The 15,861-nt window shown below is 43.7% G+C and carries 17 protein-coding genes; 2 read left to right on the forward strand and 15 right to left on the reverse strand.

What is annotated here, in order from left to right:
• Nucleotides 1-74: 74 nt before the first annotated feature.
• Nucleotides 75-896, forward strand: a complete 822-nt coding sequence (locus AAA942_RS05700; protein WP_338219272.1) for an endonuclease/exonuclease/phosphatase family protein — start codon at nt 75-77, stop codon at nt 894-896.
• On the forward strand, nt 893-1,720 hold the full coding sequence (locus AAA942_RS05705) for a 3-keto-disaccharide hydrolase (RefSeq protein WP_445083321.1): 828 nt from the start codon (nt 893-895) through the stop codon (nt 1,718-1,720). Before AAA942_RS05700 ends, AAA942_RS05705 begins: the two co-directional genes overlap by 4 nt.
• A 24-nt stretch (nt 1,721-1,744) precedes the next feature.
• Here the strand turns inward: AAA942_RS05705 and AAA942_RS05710 are convergent, their stop codons facing one another.
• The 15 genes from AAA942_RS05710 to AAA942_RS05780 form a co-directional block, all read right to left on the reverse strand.
• A complete protein-coding gene (locus tag AAA942_RS05710) occupies nt 1,745-3,151 on the reverse strand; it encodes a Gfo/Idh/MocA family protein (RefSeq protein WP_338219273.1) in 1,407 nt (468 codons plus the stop codon).
• Between the two features lie 131 nt (nt 3,152-3,282).
• Nucleotides 3,283-3,495 (reverse strand): YgaP family membrane protein, encoded by a 213-nt coding sequence (locus AAA942_RS05715; RefSeq protein ID WP_338219274.1) that lies wholly within the window; start codon nt 3,493-3,495, stop codon nt 3,283-3,285.
• Nucleotides 3,496-3,582: 87 nt separating this feature from the next.
• Nucleotides 3,583-4,623, reverse strand: a complete 1,041-nt coding sequence (locus AAA942_RS05720; protein ID WP_338219276.1) for a glycoside hydrolase family 113 — start codon at nt 4,621-4,623, stop codon at nt 3,583-3,585.
• A 3-nt stretch (nt 4,624-4,626) separates the two neighbouring features.
• Entirely contained in the window at nt 4,627-5,379 is a 753-nt protein-coding gene (locus AAA942_RS05725) for a DUF6503 family protein (RefSeq protein ID WP_338219277.1), read from the reverse strand.
• A gap of 141 nt (nt 5,380-5,520) precedes the next feature.
• Nucleotides 5,521-6,252, reverse strand: coding sequence for a hypothetical protein (locus AAA942_RS05730; RefSeq protein WP_338219278.1), 732 nt, complete (start codon nt 6,250-6,252; stop codon nt 5,521-5,523).
• A gap of 151 nt (nt 6,253-6,403) precedes the next feature.
• The gene (locus AAA942_RS05735) at nt 6,404-7,714 is read right to left on the reverse strand and encodes a glycosyltransferase 87 family protein (RefSeq protein ID WP_338219279.1); all 1,311 of its coding nucleotides are present in this window, start codon (nt 7,712-7,714) and stop codon (nt 6,404-6,406) included.
• 44 nt (nt 7,715-7,758) lie between these two features.
• Nucleotides 7,759-8,613: a hypothetical protein gene (locus AAA942_RS05740; RefSeq protein WP_338219280.1), complete on the reverse strand. Its 855-nt coding sequence runs from the start codon at nt 8,611-8,613 to the stop codon at nt 7,759-7,761.
• A 25-nt stretch (nt 8,614-8,638) separates the two neighbouring features.
• Entirely contained in the window at nt 8,639-8,992 is a 354-nt protein-coding gene (locus tag AAA942_RS05745; RefSeq protein WP_338219281.1) for a HepT-like ribonuclease domain-containing protein, read from the reverse strand.
• On the reverse strand, nt 8,982-9,284 hold the full coding sequence (locus AAA942_RS05750) for a nucleotidyltransferase family protein (protein ID WP_338219282.1): 303 nt from the start codon (nt 9,282-9,284) through the stop codon (nt 8,982-8,984). Before AAA942_RS05750 ends, AAA942_RS05745 begins: the two co-directional genes overlap by 11 nt.
• A 19-nt stretch (nt 9,285-9,303) precedes the next feature.
• Nucleotides 9,304-9,996, reverse strand: a complete 693-nt coding sequence (locus AAA942_RS05755; protein ID WP_338219283.1) for a glycosyltransferase family 2 protein — start codon at nt 9,994-9,996, stop codon at nt 9,304-9,306.
• Between the two features lie 8 nt (nt 9,997-10,004).
• Entirely contained in the window at nt 10,005-11,474 is a 1,470-nt protein-coding gene (locus AAA942_RS05760) for a cellulose synthase family protein (RefSeq protein WP_338219284.1), read from the reverse strand.
• Nucleotides 11,475-13,019 carry a 4Fe-4S binding protein gene (locus tag AAA942_RS05765; protein ID WP_338219285.1) on the reverse strand — a complete coding sequence of 515 codons (1,545 nt, stop codon included), beginning with the start codon at nt 13,017-13,019 and terminating at the stop codon, nt 11,475-11,477.
• Nucleotides 13,016-14,368 carry an NAD(P)/FAD-dependent oxidoreductase gene (locus AAA942_RS05770; RefSeq protein ID WP_338219286.1) on the reverse strand — a complete coding sequence of 451 codons (1,353 nt, stop codon included), beginning with the start codon at nt 14,366-14,368 and terminating at the stop codon, nt 13,016-13,018. Before AAA942_RS05770 ends, AAA942_RS05765 begins: the two co-directional genes overlap by 4 nt.
• Before the next feature lie 36 nt (nt 14,369-14,404).
• Nucleotides 14,405-15,172 (reverse strand): DUF547 domain-containing protein, encoded by a 768-nt coding sequence (locus AAA942_RS05775; protein ID WP_338219287.1) that lies wholly within the window; start codon nt 15,170-15,172, stop codon nt 14,405-14,407.
• Nucleotides 15,173-15,341: 169 nt separating this feature from the next.
• On the reverse strand, nt 15,342-15,854 hold the full coding sequence (locus AAA942_RS05780) for a rhodanese-like domain-containing protein (RefSeq protein WP_338219288.1): 513 nt from the start codon (nt 15,852-15,854) through the stop codon (nt 15,342-15,344).
• Between the last annotated feature and the right edge of the window lie 7 nt (nt 15,855-15,861).

The raw sequence follows: 15,861 nt of genomic DNA on the forward strand, positions 1-15,861 counted from the left end.
TAATATCCTTAGGATTGAAGAGAAATTTCGAATGTGGTTCAAAAAATTTTCTATCTGTAAAAAAACTTGTCGGGATGGAATACATTTTGATACATTTGGGTATGAAGCAATTTTTCTTTCTTCTCTTATTGATGGGTTTAACCATTCAACTCAGCAAGGCTCAAGAGATCAAAATCCTCACTTACAATATCTATCATGGGGAAAACCCTAACAAACAGGGAGACAGTACTTTTCATTTGATTTCTGATTTCCTCATTCTAAATCAACCAGAAGTAGTAGCCCTCCAGGAGGTGGATAGTATGACCTTGAGGTCAGAAAGAATTTATAATAGAAAGCTGGATTTCATGCTTCAACTTGCCCGTGAGACGGGATACAAAGGGTACTTTGGTAAAGCGATGGATTTTGAAGAAGGAGGTTATGGGGAAGGTCTTTTGGTCAAAAAAGGATCTGCTTATCATACAATTCCATTACCTAATCCGGCCGGCGGTGAGCCCCGTGCAATAGCTTGGGTGAAAGCAGAGTTGAAAACATTGGAAGAGTTTTATTTTGGTGGAACCCATCTCTGTCACGAATTTCCAGAAAACAGAATTGCTCAACTGGATTCTATCCTTTCCTATGCGGAAACATTGGATAAACCTGCCATTTGGGTCGGCGATCTAAATTTCACCCCAGATTCTGAGGAATACAAAAGCATTCCATCCCATTGGAAAGAGGCTGGAAGAGAAGCTGGAAACGAACAAGCTACCTACGGGACAGGTGAGGAAGCAGTGCGAATCGATTACATCTGGTATGACTCCAGGAAGTTTGAGCTGGTAGACTACAAAGTTTTGGGCCAAGTGACACACTCGGACCATTATCCGGTTTGGGCAGTACTCAGGATGAGAAAAGAAGAATGAAAAAACTTATCCTGCCATTATTCGGATTGCTGATTGCTTTTGGACTTTATGCCAAAATGAATGAGCCTATCTGGATAAGCCTCTTCAATGGTAAAGACCTTGAGGACTGGACAATCAAGATCCGAACCCATGACATTGGGGAAAATTTCGCCAATACTTTTCGGGTAGAAGACGGCCTACTAAAGGTCCGATACGATGGATATTCCAGTTTTGACCAGCAATACGGTCATATTTTTTTCAATACCCCCTTTTCTTATTATCTGCTAAAAGTGGAATACCGCTTTGTGGGAGATCAATGTCCCGGAGGAGAAGGCTGGGCAATACGAAACAGCGGGGCTATGCTACACAGCCAAGATCCCAGAACCATGTTGAAAGATCAGGATTTTCCGATTTCGATAGAGGGCCAGTTTCTTGGAGGTAACGGAAAGGATAAAAGAAGCACCTGTAATCTTTGTACTCCGGGAACCCATGTAGTCATGACCGATTCGCTTTTTACCCCTCACTGCATCAATTCCCAATCCGAAACCTATCACGGAGATCAATGGGTGACTGCTCACTTTATCGTATTGGGGGCAGAAGAGGTACATCATTTGGTCGGAAAAGACACCGTCATCAGCTACTATAGCCCTCAGATCGGAGGAGGAAATGTAGCTCCAGTGGATTCATATGTAAAGATTGATGGTAAACTTTTGGAATCAGGATATATCAGTCTCCAAAGTGAAAGCCATCCTATTGATTTTCGAAAAGTAGCCTTGGTAGATTTGTCTTCGGCGAAAAATGACCGGAAGAAACTGGAAGAAGTAGTCAAAAAGGCATTAAAGTAAAAAGGAGGCCATGGCCTCCTTTTTTTAAACCCTCACCTGAGTAGTGCCTCCCCCCTCAAGCGTAATGGGTACCGGCTTATTGGTCTTCCAATTTCCTCCGGTAAAATCAGGGACATCGATAGAATTGGAACGATTGGCTACAGACCATTCGCTCAATGGCGTAATGCAGCTCCAAAGCGCCGCATCATATACATCCTGGTCCAGAGGAAGTCCGTTTCTCAGACAGTCAATCAATCTCCAATCCATCATAAAATCCATCCCTCCGTGGCCACCGATCTGTTTGGCCAATTCCCCCACTTTCTGCACGATCTCCGGAGTATATTTTGCCTGCAATTCCTTCATCTCTTCCTCCTTCATCCAGCTATGCCCCTTGGATACTTTTTGTTCGGGGTATTTTTGAGCATATCCCTCAGTTCCGCTCACCACATGAAGTCGGGAATAAGGACGGGGAGAAGTCACGTCATGCTGGATCATGATGGTTTTTCCATGTTTGGTCTTTACCATAGTCGTATTCATATTTCCCCTATAGTTTTTTGCAGCGTAGGAGTTCCAAAATGGATCCTGCTCAGCTAACTCAACGGCTTTTTTCTTCATCTGAAAATCATCTGATGACAAAGAGGTCAAATAATCCATCTGATCACCTCGATTGATATTGAGAATCTGGCAAATAGGACCCAGGCCATGGGTTGGATACAGATTTCCGTTTCTGAAGTTTTCTTCCAGTCTCCACATCCCCTGATATCCTTTTTCCTTGTCAAAATTCAACCAAAGCAAATCATGGATGTAGGCACCCTCCACATGGACTACATCTCCGAAAAAGCCCTCTCTAGCCATCTTCAATGTCATCAATTCAAAAAAATCATAGCAGCAGTTTTCCAGTTGCATGCAGTGCTTCTTGGTGCGCTCAGAGGTCTCCACCAGCTGCCAGCACTCTTCCAGCGTCCTAGCTGCAGGCACTTCTACCGCAGCATGCTTTCCAGACTCCATCGCAAAAACAGCCATGGGCACATGCCATTCCCAAGGAGTAGCGATATAAATCAAATCCAAATCAGGCCTTTCGCACATTTTCTTCCAAGCAAAGGCACTACCTGAATACAAGTCCGGATTATGAGGGGTGTTTTCCAGAGATTTTTTGGCTTTTTCTGCCCGCTCAGGCAGCAAATCACAAAGTGCCTTGATTTCCACCCCTTCTATTTTGCTAAGCCTATCCACTGCTCCGGGGCCCCTCATTCCAAGACCAACAATTCCGACACGGACAGTTTCTATTTTTGGTGCGGCATAGCCACACATATTGAAAGTCTGAATTCTTGAACTTCCATACCTTGCTTCCAATGGCAGCATGTTCATAGATTCTGCAAGAGCCCCACCGGCACCAAAAAGTCCAAGTCCAGTGATACCTGCTGATTTCAGAAATTCTCTTCTTTTATTCATAAGATTTAGGGTCGATTGTCTGGTCTATTTACTAAAATTTTTAAAGAAGATCACATCCGAAAATAAAAAAACCGGAAACATGCGTTTCCGGTCTTTCCCTCAATTTGAAAGCACTATCAATTATCTATAACCTATGTAACCTTTTTCTTTGCACAAGTATTGATTCCCAAAATGGGATAAAGAGGGCAGAAACTCACCAAGCTGGTCAACACGAAAACCCCTGCAACCACCAAGGCAATAACTCCTAAGCTTCCCTCAAGAATTCCAGTAAAATACAGAATGACCAATGCAACAGCTGCGATCAGCCGGATGGTCTTGTCAGTTACTCCCATGTTCTTTTGCATATCTCTAGTCGTTTAAAAATCACATGGGTAAATCTAGAACCCTCAAAAAACAAATACGATGACAAAAGTCACATAAGGAGGTGATATTCACCTACCAGAAAAATAGGCTTTCATCACCTTTTCGGCTTGTTTGCCTTGAGGTGTAAAATCCGGCTCTCTTTGGTGCCTTTGCGGGTACCATTTCCAGAAAAATACGCCTGCCAACCAATCCTTTTCCCAGACTGTCTGAAAAAATGCTTCGTAGCATAGCGCCTGAACCTCCTCCGAAAATTCGGTTTCCCGACGTTCATTCGGCCATACCCAAGGTTGGATGGCAGCATCGACGGTGTTGCAATAGCCGATCTCGGTGAAAATTACAGGCTTTTTAAAGCGACGAACCAAAGTCTCTACTTTTGGAAGATGTTTTTGCCAAGAGGCCTTCAATTCAGAAAGGGAGGGATCATGACCTTTGGCAAGGGGGAAATAGGCTTGGACACCAATGTAATCCAGCGCATCCCAAAATTTGACTTGCTCGAATTCGGTGAAATTGGCGGCATACGTCAATTTTCCGGAATACACTTTTCGGATTTCAGCTATGATGGCTCTCCATTCCTTTTCTCTGGTAGAAGTCTTTTCCAACTCTGTCCCGACACAGAGCATGGGCATTTTTAATTCCTCTGCCAATCGGGCATATTCGAGAATAAAGGCTTGATAGTTCGCAAACCAGCTTTTCCAGTCCTCCTCAGATTGCATCTCGATGTCTCCTACCCAACCTTCTCGCACCCAAAGGTGCGGCTTCATCATATTCATCATCCCGAATCGGGATGTGGAGTCCATGGTGGCCTTTATTCCCATCGGAGTCTCTCCCCACCAGCGGCGCTCATTGCTCATATCCCAGCGGATCTCCGGAGAGTTCTTCTCGGATTGCCAACCAAAAGGAGTTTGCGAAAGGGCATTGGCTCCGGTTGAAGACAGCGCCTCTACTTCTCCGCCAGCAAGCGGCTGCCTGCTACCTACCCAGCAGACCCCCTTCCACTTTTCCTCTGTCTCGATCAATTGCTCTTGAGGGAAAACCCACCAAACCAAGGCTATGAAAAAAACAAAGCCCACCGAACTGAAGAGGTATTTTGCATAAGTGGGCTTGGTCATGGGTTAGTTTTTTGGAAGTGCTTCAACTAGGATATTTTCCAGATTGATCTCAGAAAGTTTTTCCAATTTACCGGAAATATACAAGTCCTGCATATTTTCGACTGGGGTATTTTTATCTTCCGGCTTGAGATTCAGATAGTTTTGGAAGCGAATCCCTCCCACTTCCATTACGCCGCTGACTTCCCGCATTCTCACTCCACCTCCATCGGTATGATAGCTGTAGGCCATAAAATCCATCAGGTGATCTTCCTTTCCAAACCAATACAAAAACTCATCTTCAAAATGCTCTCCTCCTCCCTCTGGCACAAAAGTCACTTTGATCAGATTGTAAGCCTTTCCATTGAGTTCCGTTTCTCCTAGATGGGTTTTGACCGCTGCAGGATCGTTGAGCCCATAGGGAAGGAAGGCAAAATAAGCCACGGAGTTGACCGATCGGGAAAAAGCCCCAATTCGCTCTTCGGTCAAAGTGTCGATCTTGGTGCCATTGACGGTTCGGACAAAACCTGAATTATTCAGCACATCCCGAACTACTCCGGTAGAATCTTTAAACTCCCGGATATATTCAAAAGCGGAGGGCGTCTTGAAAATAGTGTAATGAATATCCCTAAAATCAAAGTCGATCTTGACCTCTTCGTACCTATTGCCTCCATGCGCTTCGATGGCGGTATCCACGATTTTTTCGGCTTCAGTTCGCTGCTTACAAGCAAAGACCGATATAAGTAACACTGAGAAAAGAAGGAGTTGGGTGAATTTCATAGTCTTAAAGATAAGGGGAAATACGATGGAAATAGTGTTGAAATACATGGAGATAAAACTCGCTCCGCTCGGAGAAATACCCTTCGGGAAATATTTCCATTTATTTCAACCTCTGAAAGAGGTTTTATTTCTAATGTATTTCTACTGTTTTTCAATCTGATACTCGGAATACTTGTACTCTGCGCGGAGAAATAGCCTTTGGCCTTTTTCATCGACTCTCCAACTTTCTCTTTTTCCGTGAAGTTTCAATCCACCGACATTTTCTTCCGAAAGGTCATAGACCAGACTTCGGTGGTCTTTGAGTTGAACCTCATTACCTACCATGAGAAAAGTAGCCGGATCAAAAAAGTACCACCAAATGTCCGAATCAGGCCCATAATCCACCCGAATTGCCTCCACTTCCGAACCATTTTCCAAGGTCTTTTTTCCTTCATAAATCAGCTTCCCACCTTCGTCCATCAATTTCCAAGGCTGTGCGACGGTGTAAAAAGCTGCATCAAAATCTTTCTTTTTGGCGGCCAAAAAATCCTCGTTTTGCACCTCATTCTCTCCCATTCGATAGCGTATCTTGGCCCCATCCCAACTGATCATATGCTCAATACTATCCTTTTCCCACGAGATTTTTCCTTCGAAAAAGGGCTTAAACCGAAACTCATGCCATTGGTCGAGTTCGGACTCCACGTTGCCGTTTTCGTCCAAAAGACGGGTCCATTTCCGGAATTTAAGTTGGGTGATATTCTCCCAAGCTTCTTGACCCCCATGTGCTTCAATGGATTTGTTCAACAGGTCTTGGGCTTGCTGCTCAGGGCTTTTGGTACAGGCAAACTGAGCGAGAAAACTGAGTAAGATAAGAAGTCGAAGAAGTGGTTTCATAAAGCGAAATTAGAGATTCTGGTCAATTGTAAATTCATTTAGAGATGGTCTTAGATGACATGATTTTTTTACCAGATCGAAAATTGATTTGTCTACTCTAACAAAAGGAGTGTTTTTTGCCACATAGGCACATAAGACTCACATAGGTCCTTTATTTGAGCATATCATCTATGTTTTCTATGTGACTATGTGGTTTTGATTTTTTTGAAAAGTAATCCAAATAGATCCCCAGAAATACCAGGCCATACTCCAGAATCAGAAAAAGGGACTGCTCCTTGAAATCAGCATTTCCATAAGCCTGATAGGAAAAAATCGCTCCAAAGCTCCAAAGCAAAAAGGTCATTTTGCCCCGAATCACACTCAATCCCAAGGCCGGCAGGATATACCAAGGATGCACCACAGGCTGTAGGATGAGGTAAACCAAGTAAATCAACACTATCAAATCGACAAGTTCGATGATAGTTTTTGGCTGCCTTTTCCATGAAAAAAACCCGATAAAAATGATAGTACTAAGACTGAGAATTTTCGTCAAAAAAGCGATCGTATTATATCCCTCAATCCAATACCCCACTTCACGAAGCAAGTAATAGATCGATGCGTTAAACTCAAATTTGCCCTGATAAAGTTGAATGCTTTTCAGAAAGTTGATCCAAGATGCATCTATCAAAAGCGGGGTGAAACTGATTAGGGTAGCGAGTCCAATTCCAACCCAAAACCGGACCGAGTTTCTCGATTTTTTAAAAGCTAAAAATGCCGGACCCAGCATCAGAGGAAGGAGCTTCATTCCTATGGCTAAACCCCAAAAACCGCCGGAAAGACCCGATTTACCTTTTTGAATTCCCCAAATCGAGGCCAAAAGAAATAGCAACACCAAGCCCTCAAAATGGAGATTTCCGGAGATCTCAAAAATTACCAAAGGATTAAACCAATACCAGAATATCCGCTTGATCGGAAGCTGAAAAGCTATCAATAACTTCCAAAGCAGTACAAAAACCCCAATTTCACCCAAAAGCAAAATCAGGCGGAGAGTCAAATAGCCATTCGAAACAGATCCCATTGAAGCTTTTGCTCCCAAGCAGAAAATCGCCTGATTGAGAGGTGGATAGACGGAATAGTAATCTGGGGAATTCAGATTATCGAAAAGTTGATTGAGATAAGAATTGTCGAGATCATCATTTCCCTCTTGCCATTCCCGTGGTGTTTGATCGTAAGGATTCTGGCCGATTTTTAGCATTTCCCCATCCCAAAGAAATCGAACAAAATCATCTGACCACTGTGGAACAAATGGAAATACAGCCAATCGAAGCAGCAGTCCTGCGAATAACACGTTGATTAAGCTGTTCTTTTCCCCTGCTAAAAAAAACAGCCCCAACATCCCCGCAAAAGCCAATGAAAACAGCAAAAAAGTCAAGCCAAACGCTTCTCTCGGCAGCTGCGCAAGGAAAAACAAGATTCCCCCCATTACGAAAACAAGCCCGTATTTTAGGCTACTTTTTGCTGCCGGATTCAAAGCCCCAAATCCTTACGAAGTGGCTCAAAGACCTTTTCATTCTTATTCCAATAATCCATAAGCTGCATCTGTCTTCTTACTGCCTTAGTCACTTCCTGCTGCCCGTTGGCTTTGGTCCAAGTTTCGGTAAATTCCAAAATCTCATAAGGAAAAAAGTCCTGATAGCTAATGGTCACTTTTCTTCCCAGTTGTGAATACATTACCTCGATTTCAGACTGATTGGAACCCAAGTCTTTTTTAGAAATAGTGGCCTGTTCAGCTTTTAAAGGAATGTGGGCGAATCGTTGAAAAATCAAGCTTGGAATTAGGGACCTATTTCCCATAGGAACGAGATCAGGATTTAACCGGATCAGATTGAAAAGTTCTTCTTCAGGCAGTCCGTTGATCTTTACTTCGGTGTCTCCTTCTTCCTCAAAGTAAGAAAACAGCTTTGTATTGTATTTTCCACTTTTATAATTCAGCTGCGTAAAGGACTGTCCACACCATTCGGTTACCGAGGCCGTCAATTTGGGCGAAGGAACTTCCTCATACACCGGAGTGAATACCGAAAGCATGGTATGATAGGGATAGACGCCAGTCAGAAACTCCCGAGTCATGTTCAGTTTCATCACTTTTTGAGCATCAGAGGGGCGATCTTGGGGATTATCCATTTTCACCTGCTTGGTTCTGGAAAAATCTTCGGTTACAAAAATCATCACCGCTTTGCCCGGACGAACCTCTCCGTAGCGACTTTGCTGCAAGTCAAAGACATTGATTTCCGCTTTTCCCTGATACCAATACTTGGCGAATTGCTCTTCTTCGACTCCTTCACGACCGGAGGAGCTGCATGCTGCAAAAACAGTGAGTATCATCCAAGATAAAATCAGGTTTAGACCATTATTCGTCTTTGGTTTCAAATTGCTTAATGAGTAGCTCGATTTCATCTTTGAGTTTAGGCAAGTTTTTAATGGAAATTCCCCAAATGGTTTCTGAAGAAACAGAGTCATAACCATGAATGATTCTATTTCTAGTATCCACAATTTTCCTTGAATTAGAAATCTCGATTTCAGGATATGCTTTAAGGATTTGACTGACTGCCTCGCCGATGATCTCAATATTTCGCTCAACCGCCTTCTGGGTTTTGAGATCCTTTTTAAACTCAAAGTAATCTCTGGGCATTGGCAAAAAATCAAAAATTTGGTCTATGCCTATCTTTATATCCAACAACCTACTCAAGATCTTATCCTTCATAGATCATCTTCTTGGAACGCTCGATTTCCTTTTTGATCACAGGATTCAAATCCGATCTCTCTTCCAACAAATCCACCGGTCTTCCAAGGATTTCTTCCAGTCCGAATTTTAGGTTGAAATATTTTTCGGTGTAATCCAGTGGATCATTCTCGTATAAATCCACAATCAAATCCACATCACTTTCCTGCCCAAATCGATCAGTCAAAACCGATCCAAACGCATATAGGGACTTTACTCCCTGAGATTTACAAAGCTTTTGGATTGCCGGAAGGAAAGTTGAAAGATTTTGCATGGCTTGGATCTGTTGAGTTTTACCAATAACGAAATATCGTAAAAATAATCTTATACCCCGCTCCAATCACACCTTTGACTGTGCCGCTTACTTTGGACACACCGATGCGTTTGCGATAGTTGACCGGCACTTCAGTGTAGCGCAGACCGGCTTTGTGGGCTTTGATCTGCATCTCGATGGTCCAGCCGAAGTTTTGATCGACCATATTTAAATCCAAAAGCTTTCTCCAAACAATTGCCCGAAAAGGCCCCAAATCAGAGAATTTTGCCCCTTGCATATACTTCATCATCGTCGTCGCCAGCCAGTTGCCAAAGACCTGAGGAAAAGTCATGGAACCGCTTTCCCGTTGTCCCAAAGCTCTTGAGCCGATGACCATGTCGGCCTTTTCATCCAAAATCGGTTGTACCAATTCCCTCATTTCCTCCGGATAGTCACTGTAGTCTCCGTCCAAAAAGACCACGATATCGGGTTGGATTTCCTGCTTTTTGATCCAATCCATGGCAGTCAGGCAAGCTTTTCCATAGCCTTTTTGGGGTTCAAAGACGACTTTGGCCCCTGCTGTTTCTGCGGCTTGTTGGGTTTGATCGGTAGAATTATTATTGGCCACGACGATGTGGCGGACAAACTTTGGAATCTCGGCAATGACTTTGGGGATGGACTTTTCCTCGTTGTACGCAGGAATGATGACGTCAATTATCGGCGGGTGATTCATGGAAAATATTAGTGACCGAGGCCGAAGGATTTAAAGGAGGAGACAAACACAATGGTGTATCCAAAGGCGAGCATGGCATGAAACGGAAGGAAAAGGAAATTTCCCTCACGAAAAGCCAATCCCACCATTACCCAAAACACCAAGGCCAATACCCCTTCAAACCAGGTGGTGAATGGCATGCGATGCAAATTGTATCGATTGGAACTAAGCGTAACTTTTCCGGATTCGAGATTGAATTTTGGAGTTCGGATAAAGGGGGATTTTTTTCCGGTCAGACCTTCCCAAACCGCTTGTGCATTGTGTAAGGCCAAACCCATGGACACGGAAAGGAACAGCGGCAATTGCCAAATCACTCCGAAAAAAGACGACAGAAATGACTTTCTGGCAATAAAATACGAGGCCAGATAGACTCCAGCGATCAGTACAAATCCAATCAAGAAAATCCCCGAAAGCCTTACCATCCACTCGGGAATTAGTCCCTGCACTCCTGCCCACCACACGCCAATGCTACTCAGACTGGTCAGCAAGACCGCAATGAAAATCGTGGAATTGAATAAATGGGCAAAGGAATGAAACTTGATCCGAAAAGGTAATTTTTCCTGACTCACCTTTCCTGCATGCTTTACGGCACATTCGGCCCCACCTTTTGTCCAGCGGAATTGCTGGGATTTGATGGCCGACATGATTGGTGGGAGTTCAGCAGGAGATTCGATCTCGGGTCGATAGACAAACTGCCAACCCTTTCGTTGGGCTCGATAGCTCAAGTCCAAATCTTCGGTCAAGGTATCATCGTGCCAGTTGCCTGCGTCGAGGATGCAGCTCTTCCGCCAGATTCCTCCCGTGCCATTGAAATTGATAAAAGCCCCTTGACGGTTTCGCCCCATCTGCTCGATAAAGAAATGCGCATCCAAGGCAAAGGCCTGCAACCGGGTCAGGAGAGAATAGTCTCGGTTCAAATGCGTCCATCGAGTCTGAACCATCCCGATTTTTTCCGAGGAGAAAAAAGGAATCGTTTTCATCAAAAAGTCCGGATCGGGTACAAAGTCTGCATCGAAAATGGCAATGAATTCTCCCGAAGCTTTTTCCAATCCTTCACGAAGTGCCCCGGCTTTGAAGCCTTTTCGATTCATTCGGTGCAGGTAGCGGAAGTTGATTTCAGGGTATTCTTTCAGTTTGGCTTGGATCAAATGCACCGTCTGATCTGTACTATCGTCGAGAATCTGGATTTCCAGCAATTCCTTGGGGTAATTCAACTTTGCGGCAGCATCGATCAGGCGCTCGACGACATAGAGTTCGTTGTAAACCGGAAGTTGTACAGTCACTTTTGGCCAGATGGAAGGCGTTACCTGAGGTGTGGAAGCCCATTCTTTTCGGGCTTTCAGAAAATGAAACAACAAATGTCCCTGCGCCAAACTGTAAATCAGGATAAACAGCATTCCCAAGAAATACAGCCCGCAAAGAAAATAGAGGATAATCATTTAGGCATTGAGCTTGATGGAATCGTTGCCAATAATAATAGGCAAATCGATAATTCGGTTCTCTTCCGGCCCGTTTTCCAACTTCAACACCCCACGAGGACACACAGCCGAGCACACGCCACATCCAACACAGGAGGAGCGAACGATGTTTTGGCCTTTTTGGGCATATGCGCGAACATCAATCCCCATTTCGCAATAGGTCGAGCAATTGCCGCAGGAAATACACTGACCGCCATTGGTGGTGATTCGGAAACGCGACTTGAAGCGCTGAACAATCCCGAGATACGCTGCCAAAGGACAGCCAAATCGGCACCAAACCCGATTTCCCATAAAGGGATAAAATCCCGTCCCCACTACTCCTGCAAAGGCAGAACCGATCGCAAAACCATAAAACGAATGGAGCTGATTGGTCACATTGCCCAAAAAGCTAAAGCCGGAAAAGTAGTTGACGATCGTTACCAAAGTCATCACCACTGCCAAAACCAATACGCTGTGAATAATCCATCGCTCGTATTTCCATGCTTTTAGTGACTTATCAGAAAGTTGACGAAAAGGGTCTCCAACTGTCTCCGCCAGACCTCCACAACCACACACCCAAGAGCAATACCATCTTTTTCCAAAGAAATAGGTAAATACCGGTACCCCTACGATAATCAGCATAATCCCCCAAATCAGCATAAACATTCCCATGCCTCCACCGGAGAGAAAGGTCGAAATCTGGTAATCGTAGAAGAAATCGTAATCGAGCGGCCAAATATTTTTGAAATCGAAATAAGGCTGATTTAAAAGGACGAGGATTTCGGGAATCAGAAAGGCAAAAGCTGATTGAAAAAACATCACCGAAGCCGTGCGAAGTTGCTGGTATTTATTACCCCTGTATTTCCGGAACATTCGCACTCCCATCACCAAAATAGCCAGCGTATACACCAAGCCGTACAAAAACCACTGGCTAGCAGGACCGCCTGATAGCATTCTGGAAACCGGCTCCACCATCCAAACCAAGTTGACCAAATAGGCTGGAAACCAGTAGAGCAAGATGTAAAACAGAATCAGATAGCCTCCGGTGATCATCCCAAGCCAACCCCGATTTTTGAGTTTGGAGTGGAAAATTCCATTGTTTTTGATTCCTGCGGGTTCCTCCGCATATTGACGGAAGTTGAATAAATAGCCACCCAATACAGCCAAGCCGATGGATAAACCCAGCCAAAGCCAAGGATTATCTCTGACTGGACTGCTTGCGGCAGCCTTTGACAAAGCAAACCCATAATCATCCCAAATGACCTGATCCCAAAGTTGCTCGGCTTTCAAGTTGTCATTGTAGGTATTGAAGTTTTCTCCAAAAGCAGATAGAAAGGAGAAGTTAGAGCCATATTCTTGACCGTACATCGGAGTGAGAATTTCGGCCATTTTTTCCTGATGAATCTCTTTGGTATTGGCCAATACCAAATCCTCGGTGAGGCTGTACGTTCCCAAAAAAGGTATTACCGTAAAGATGGTAATCCCTATCAGAAAAAGTCCCAAACCTATTTTTTCGATCATCTTCATACGCTAGCTCCGAATAGTTTTTGGATAAATGATTTTTTGGCAGGTTGAAATTTTCCACCGAATTGCGTTTTGAAGGCTTTTTGAATTTCCATGTAGTAGGGAGCAAAAAACTCCGGATCGAAGTTGGCTTTGTCGAGTTTGGAAATCACTTTTTCTCCAGACCACTTTTCCCGGATGGCCTCATCGAAGAACTCATGTCGGAGCCGAAAGCCAAAATTATTCACTCCAAGAATTTGATGAGCTGAATTCATCAGCATGCGGAAACTAATTTTTCCTGAAGCATGCTCCCAGTAGAAACTTTTGAGCTTCGAATCGTCCCATTTTGGTGGGACCGTGCCATAGGTTTGGTATTCGATATCCAGGAATTTGGCCGAGTTGAACCAGATTCCAGGTTGGTAGGGAACAGGTTTTTTGCAAAGGTTGTGAGCCAAGGTTTCGCCATGCATTCGTCCGGTGTACCATACTTGCTCGATGTTTCTTCGGTCTGCAGCTGGCGGATTTTCAAATTCCGCACAGTCACCGATGGCATAAACATCGGGGATATTGGTTTGAAAGAAAGCATCCACTTTCACTCCTCGATTCACCTTCAATTCTGTATTTCTGAGGAAATCCACATTCGGACTCACTCCTGCAGTCAATCCCACAAACTCGCAGGAAATCTCATCTCCCAATGAGGTGACAACTGCCCGAACTCGGCCTTTGGAATCAGATAATATCTCCTTCAACTCGGTCTCCAAACGCAAATCGATATGATGCTCATGGATATGTCTTCCGACCAATTCGGACTCTTCTTTGGGTAAAACATTGTCCCAAAAGCCTTTCTCCCGAACCAAAAAAGTAACCGGTATCTTCTTGTAGGCCAGCATTTCGGCCATCTCGATTCCAATCAAACCTCCTCCAACAATTACAGCTCTCTGCACTTCAGGCCCGGTGTTTTTTTCCATCAATTCCAAATCCTGCTTGGAATACAGCCCCTGCACTCCCTGCAAATCCTGACCCGGCCAGCCAAACTTATTCGGCTTGGATCCTGTAGCTAGGACCAAAGAATCGTAATCGAGCGAATTACCAGTTGAAAAAATGAGTTTTTTTGAAGAAAAATCTACCTCAGTGACCCATTGATGAATGAGTTCAATTCGGTTTTTTTCCCAAAACCAGCTTTCGTAGGGCTGGGTGTGCTCAAACTTCATGTGTCCCATAAAGACATACATCAGAGCTGTTCTGGAGAAAAAGTAAGGGCTTTCTCCGGAAATGACCGATATCCGGACCTGATCATCCTTTTTTCTTAGATGCCTGGCACAGGTAATTCCCGCGATTCCATTTCCCAGAATCACAATGTGTCGATTTGCCATGATGGACTTTTTTGGAAAGATAAAGAAAATTGACCCCTACTCGTTGAGATTCCAATTGTAATCCATGTAGGAAATCTTGGCTTTGGAATTCAGCTTGACTTTGGAATACTTGTTAAGAAAATCAATCAGACTGCCATTTTTGGTGAAATCACCTGAAAACCAAGAAAAAATGGAAGACACCTCAGCCTGATTGGTAGATATCTTGTTTTTGGTGGGGTCATTCACAAATGCTACGGCTACTTTTTGAAGCTGACTTTCAAGTTTATCCGCCACAAAGGCCTCATTCAATAAGGGAGGGCAGGAAATAGAAGCACAGTTGATGGCAAAATGAATTCGGGGTTCTTCAAATTCCTTTCTTAAAATCGAATGCTCAATCTCATCCAAGCTGCTATCTACCCCTCCGATTTTGAAAAATTTATAGTGCCAAACATCCTTGATCAAAGGGATTTTCAGTTTAGGCCCAAGGTCACGAATACTTTCAACCGGATAATTATCCACAATCAATTTGACTGTAAATGCATTGTAAGCATTGATCCAATATACCATCTGCTCATTCTTGGACCAGGTTTTTCGGTCGGGAGCTTGCGAGGAGATCATGGCCAGATATTTCTCCAGTTTGGCCTTTTCCCTGATGAACCCTTTGTAATCGACCATCCCATTAGGTTTGACATGGCTTTGAAGAAGTTCATTCCAAATCTGATGACTAGGTGGCTGAGTCCCTGCCATGCCTAAGGTAGACTGGCCGCAGGAAAAGGAGACGATCGTGAGGAAAAGAAGAAGAAATCGAGAAGCTAAGATTTTCATGATTTTGATTTTGTCTGAATTAGTTGTCCTAATCGGTTTATCCAATTTCGTCTGAGTAATTTGATGAAATGGTTTCACGGATTGGAAGCTTTTATTCAGAAGATACGAAGTGAAATCACCCAAGGATGAAGCAAGAAGATCAAATGTCTGGACAAAGACAGAAAACCTGTCAATACACTTTCTGGCCTTTATTCAGCCAGATACTCCAGGTTTTGGAATACGTATGGACCCGGTCAGTTGGCTTGCCATTGCTTACGATGGGATTTTCTTCATTTACCCAGTGAAAGATTCCACCATATAAATTATAAACATCAGAAAATCCCTGATTTTGAAGTTTTTTGCCTATATCCTGTGACCTCGCACCCACGCTACAATAGACAATCACAGGCTTGTTTTTGTCCACATTTTTGAGATTTTCAAGGGAAAAAGTTTCATATCCTACCCAGATTGCCCCTGGAAGATGACTGACTTGATATTCTTCCCATTCCCGGGTATCTAAAACCTGATATTGATTCAGGTCTTTAATTTCCTCAGGATGGATTAGGGGAAAATCCTTTTCATAAATGCCTGAAAGCAAAGTTTTATAAGCCAATGATTGACTGTTTCCAAAAACCGGAAGGAACAACAACCACAGCAGAGCCAGGGTAGGGCGAATAAAGAAAAGTTGGAATATCTGAATCATAGGAGAA

The organism is Algoriphagus sp. oki45 (assembly GCF_036245605.1).
GTDB lineage: Bacteria > Bacteroidota > Bacteroidia > Cytophagales > Cyclobacteriaceae > Algoriphagus.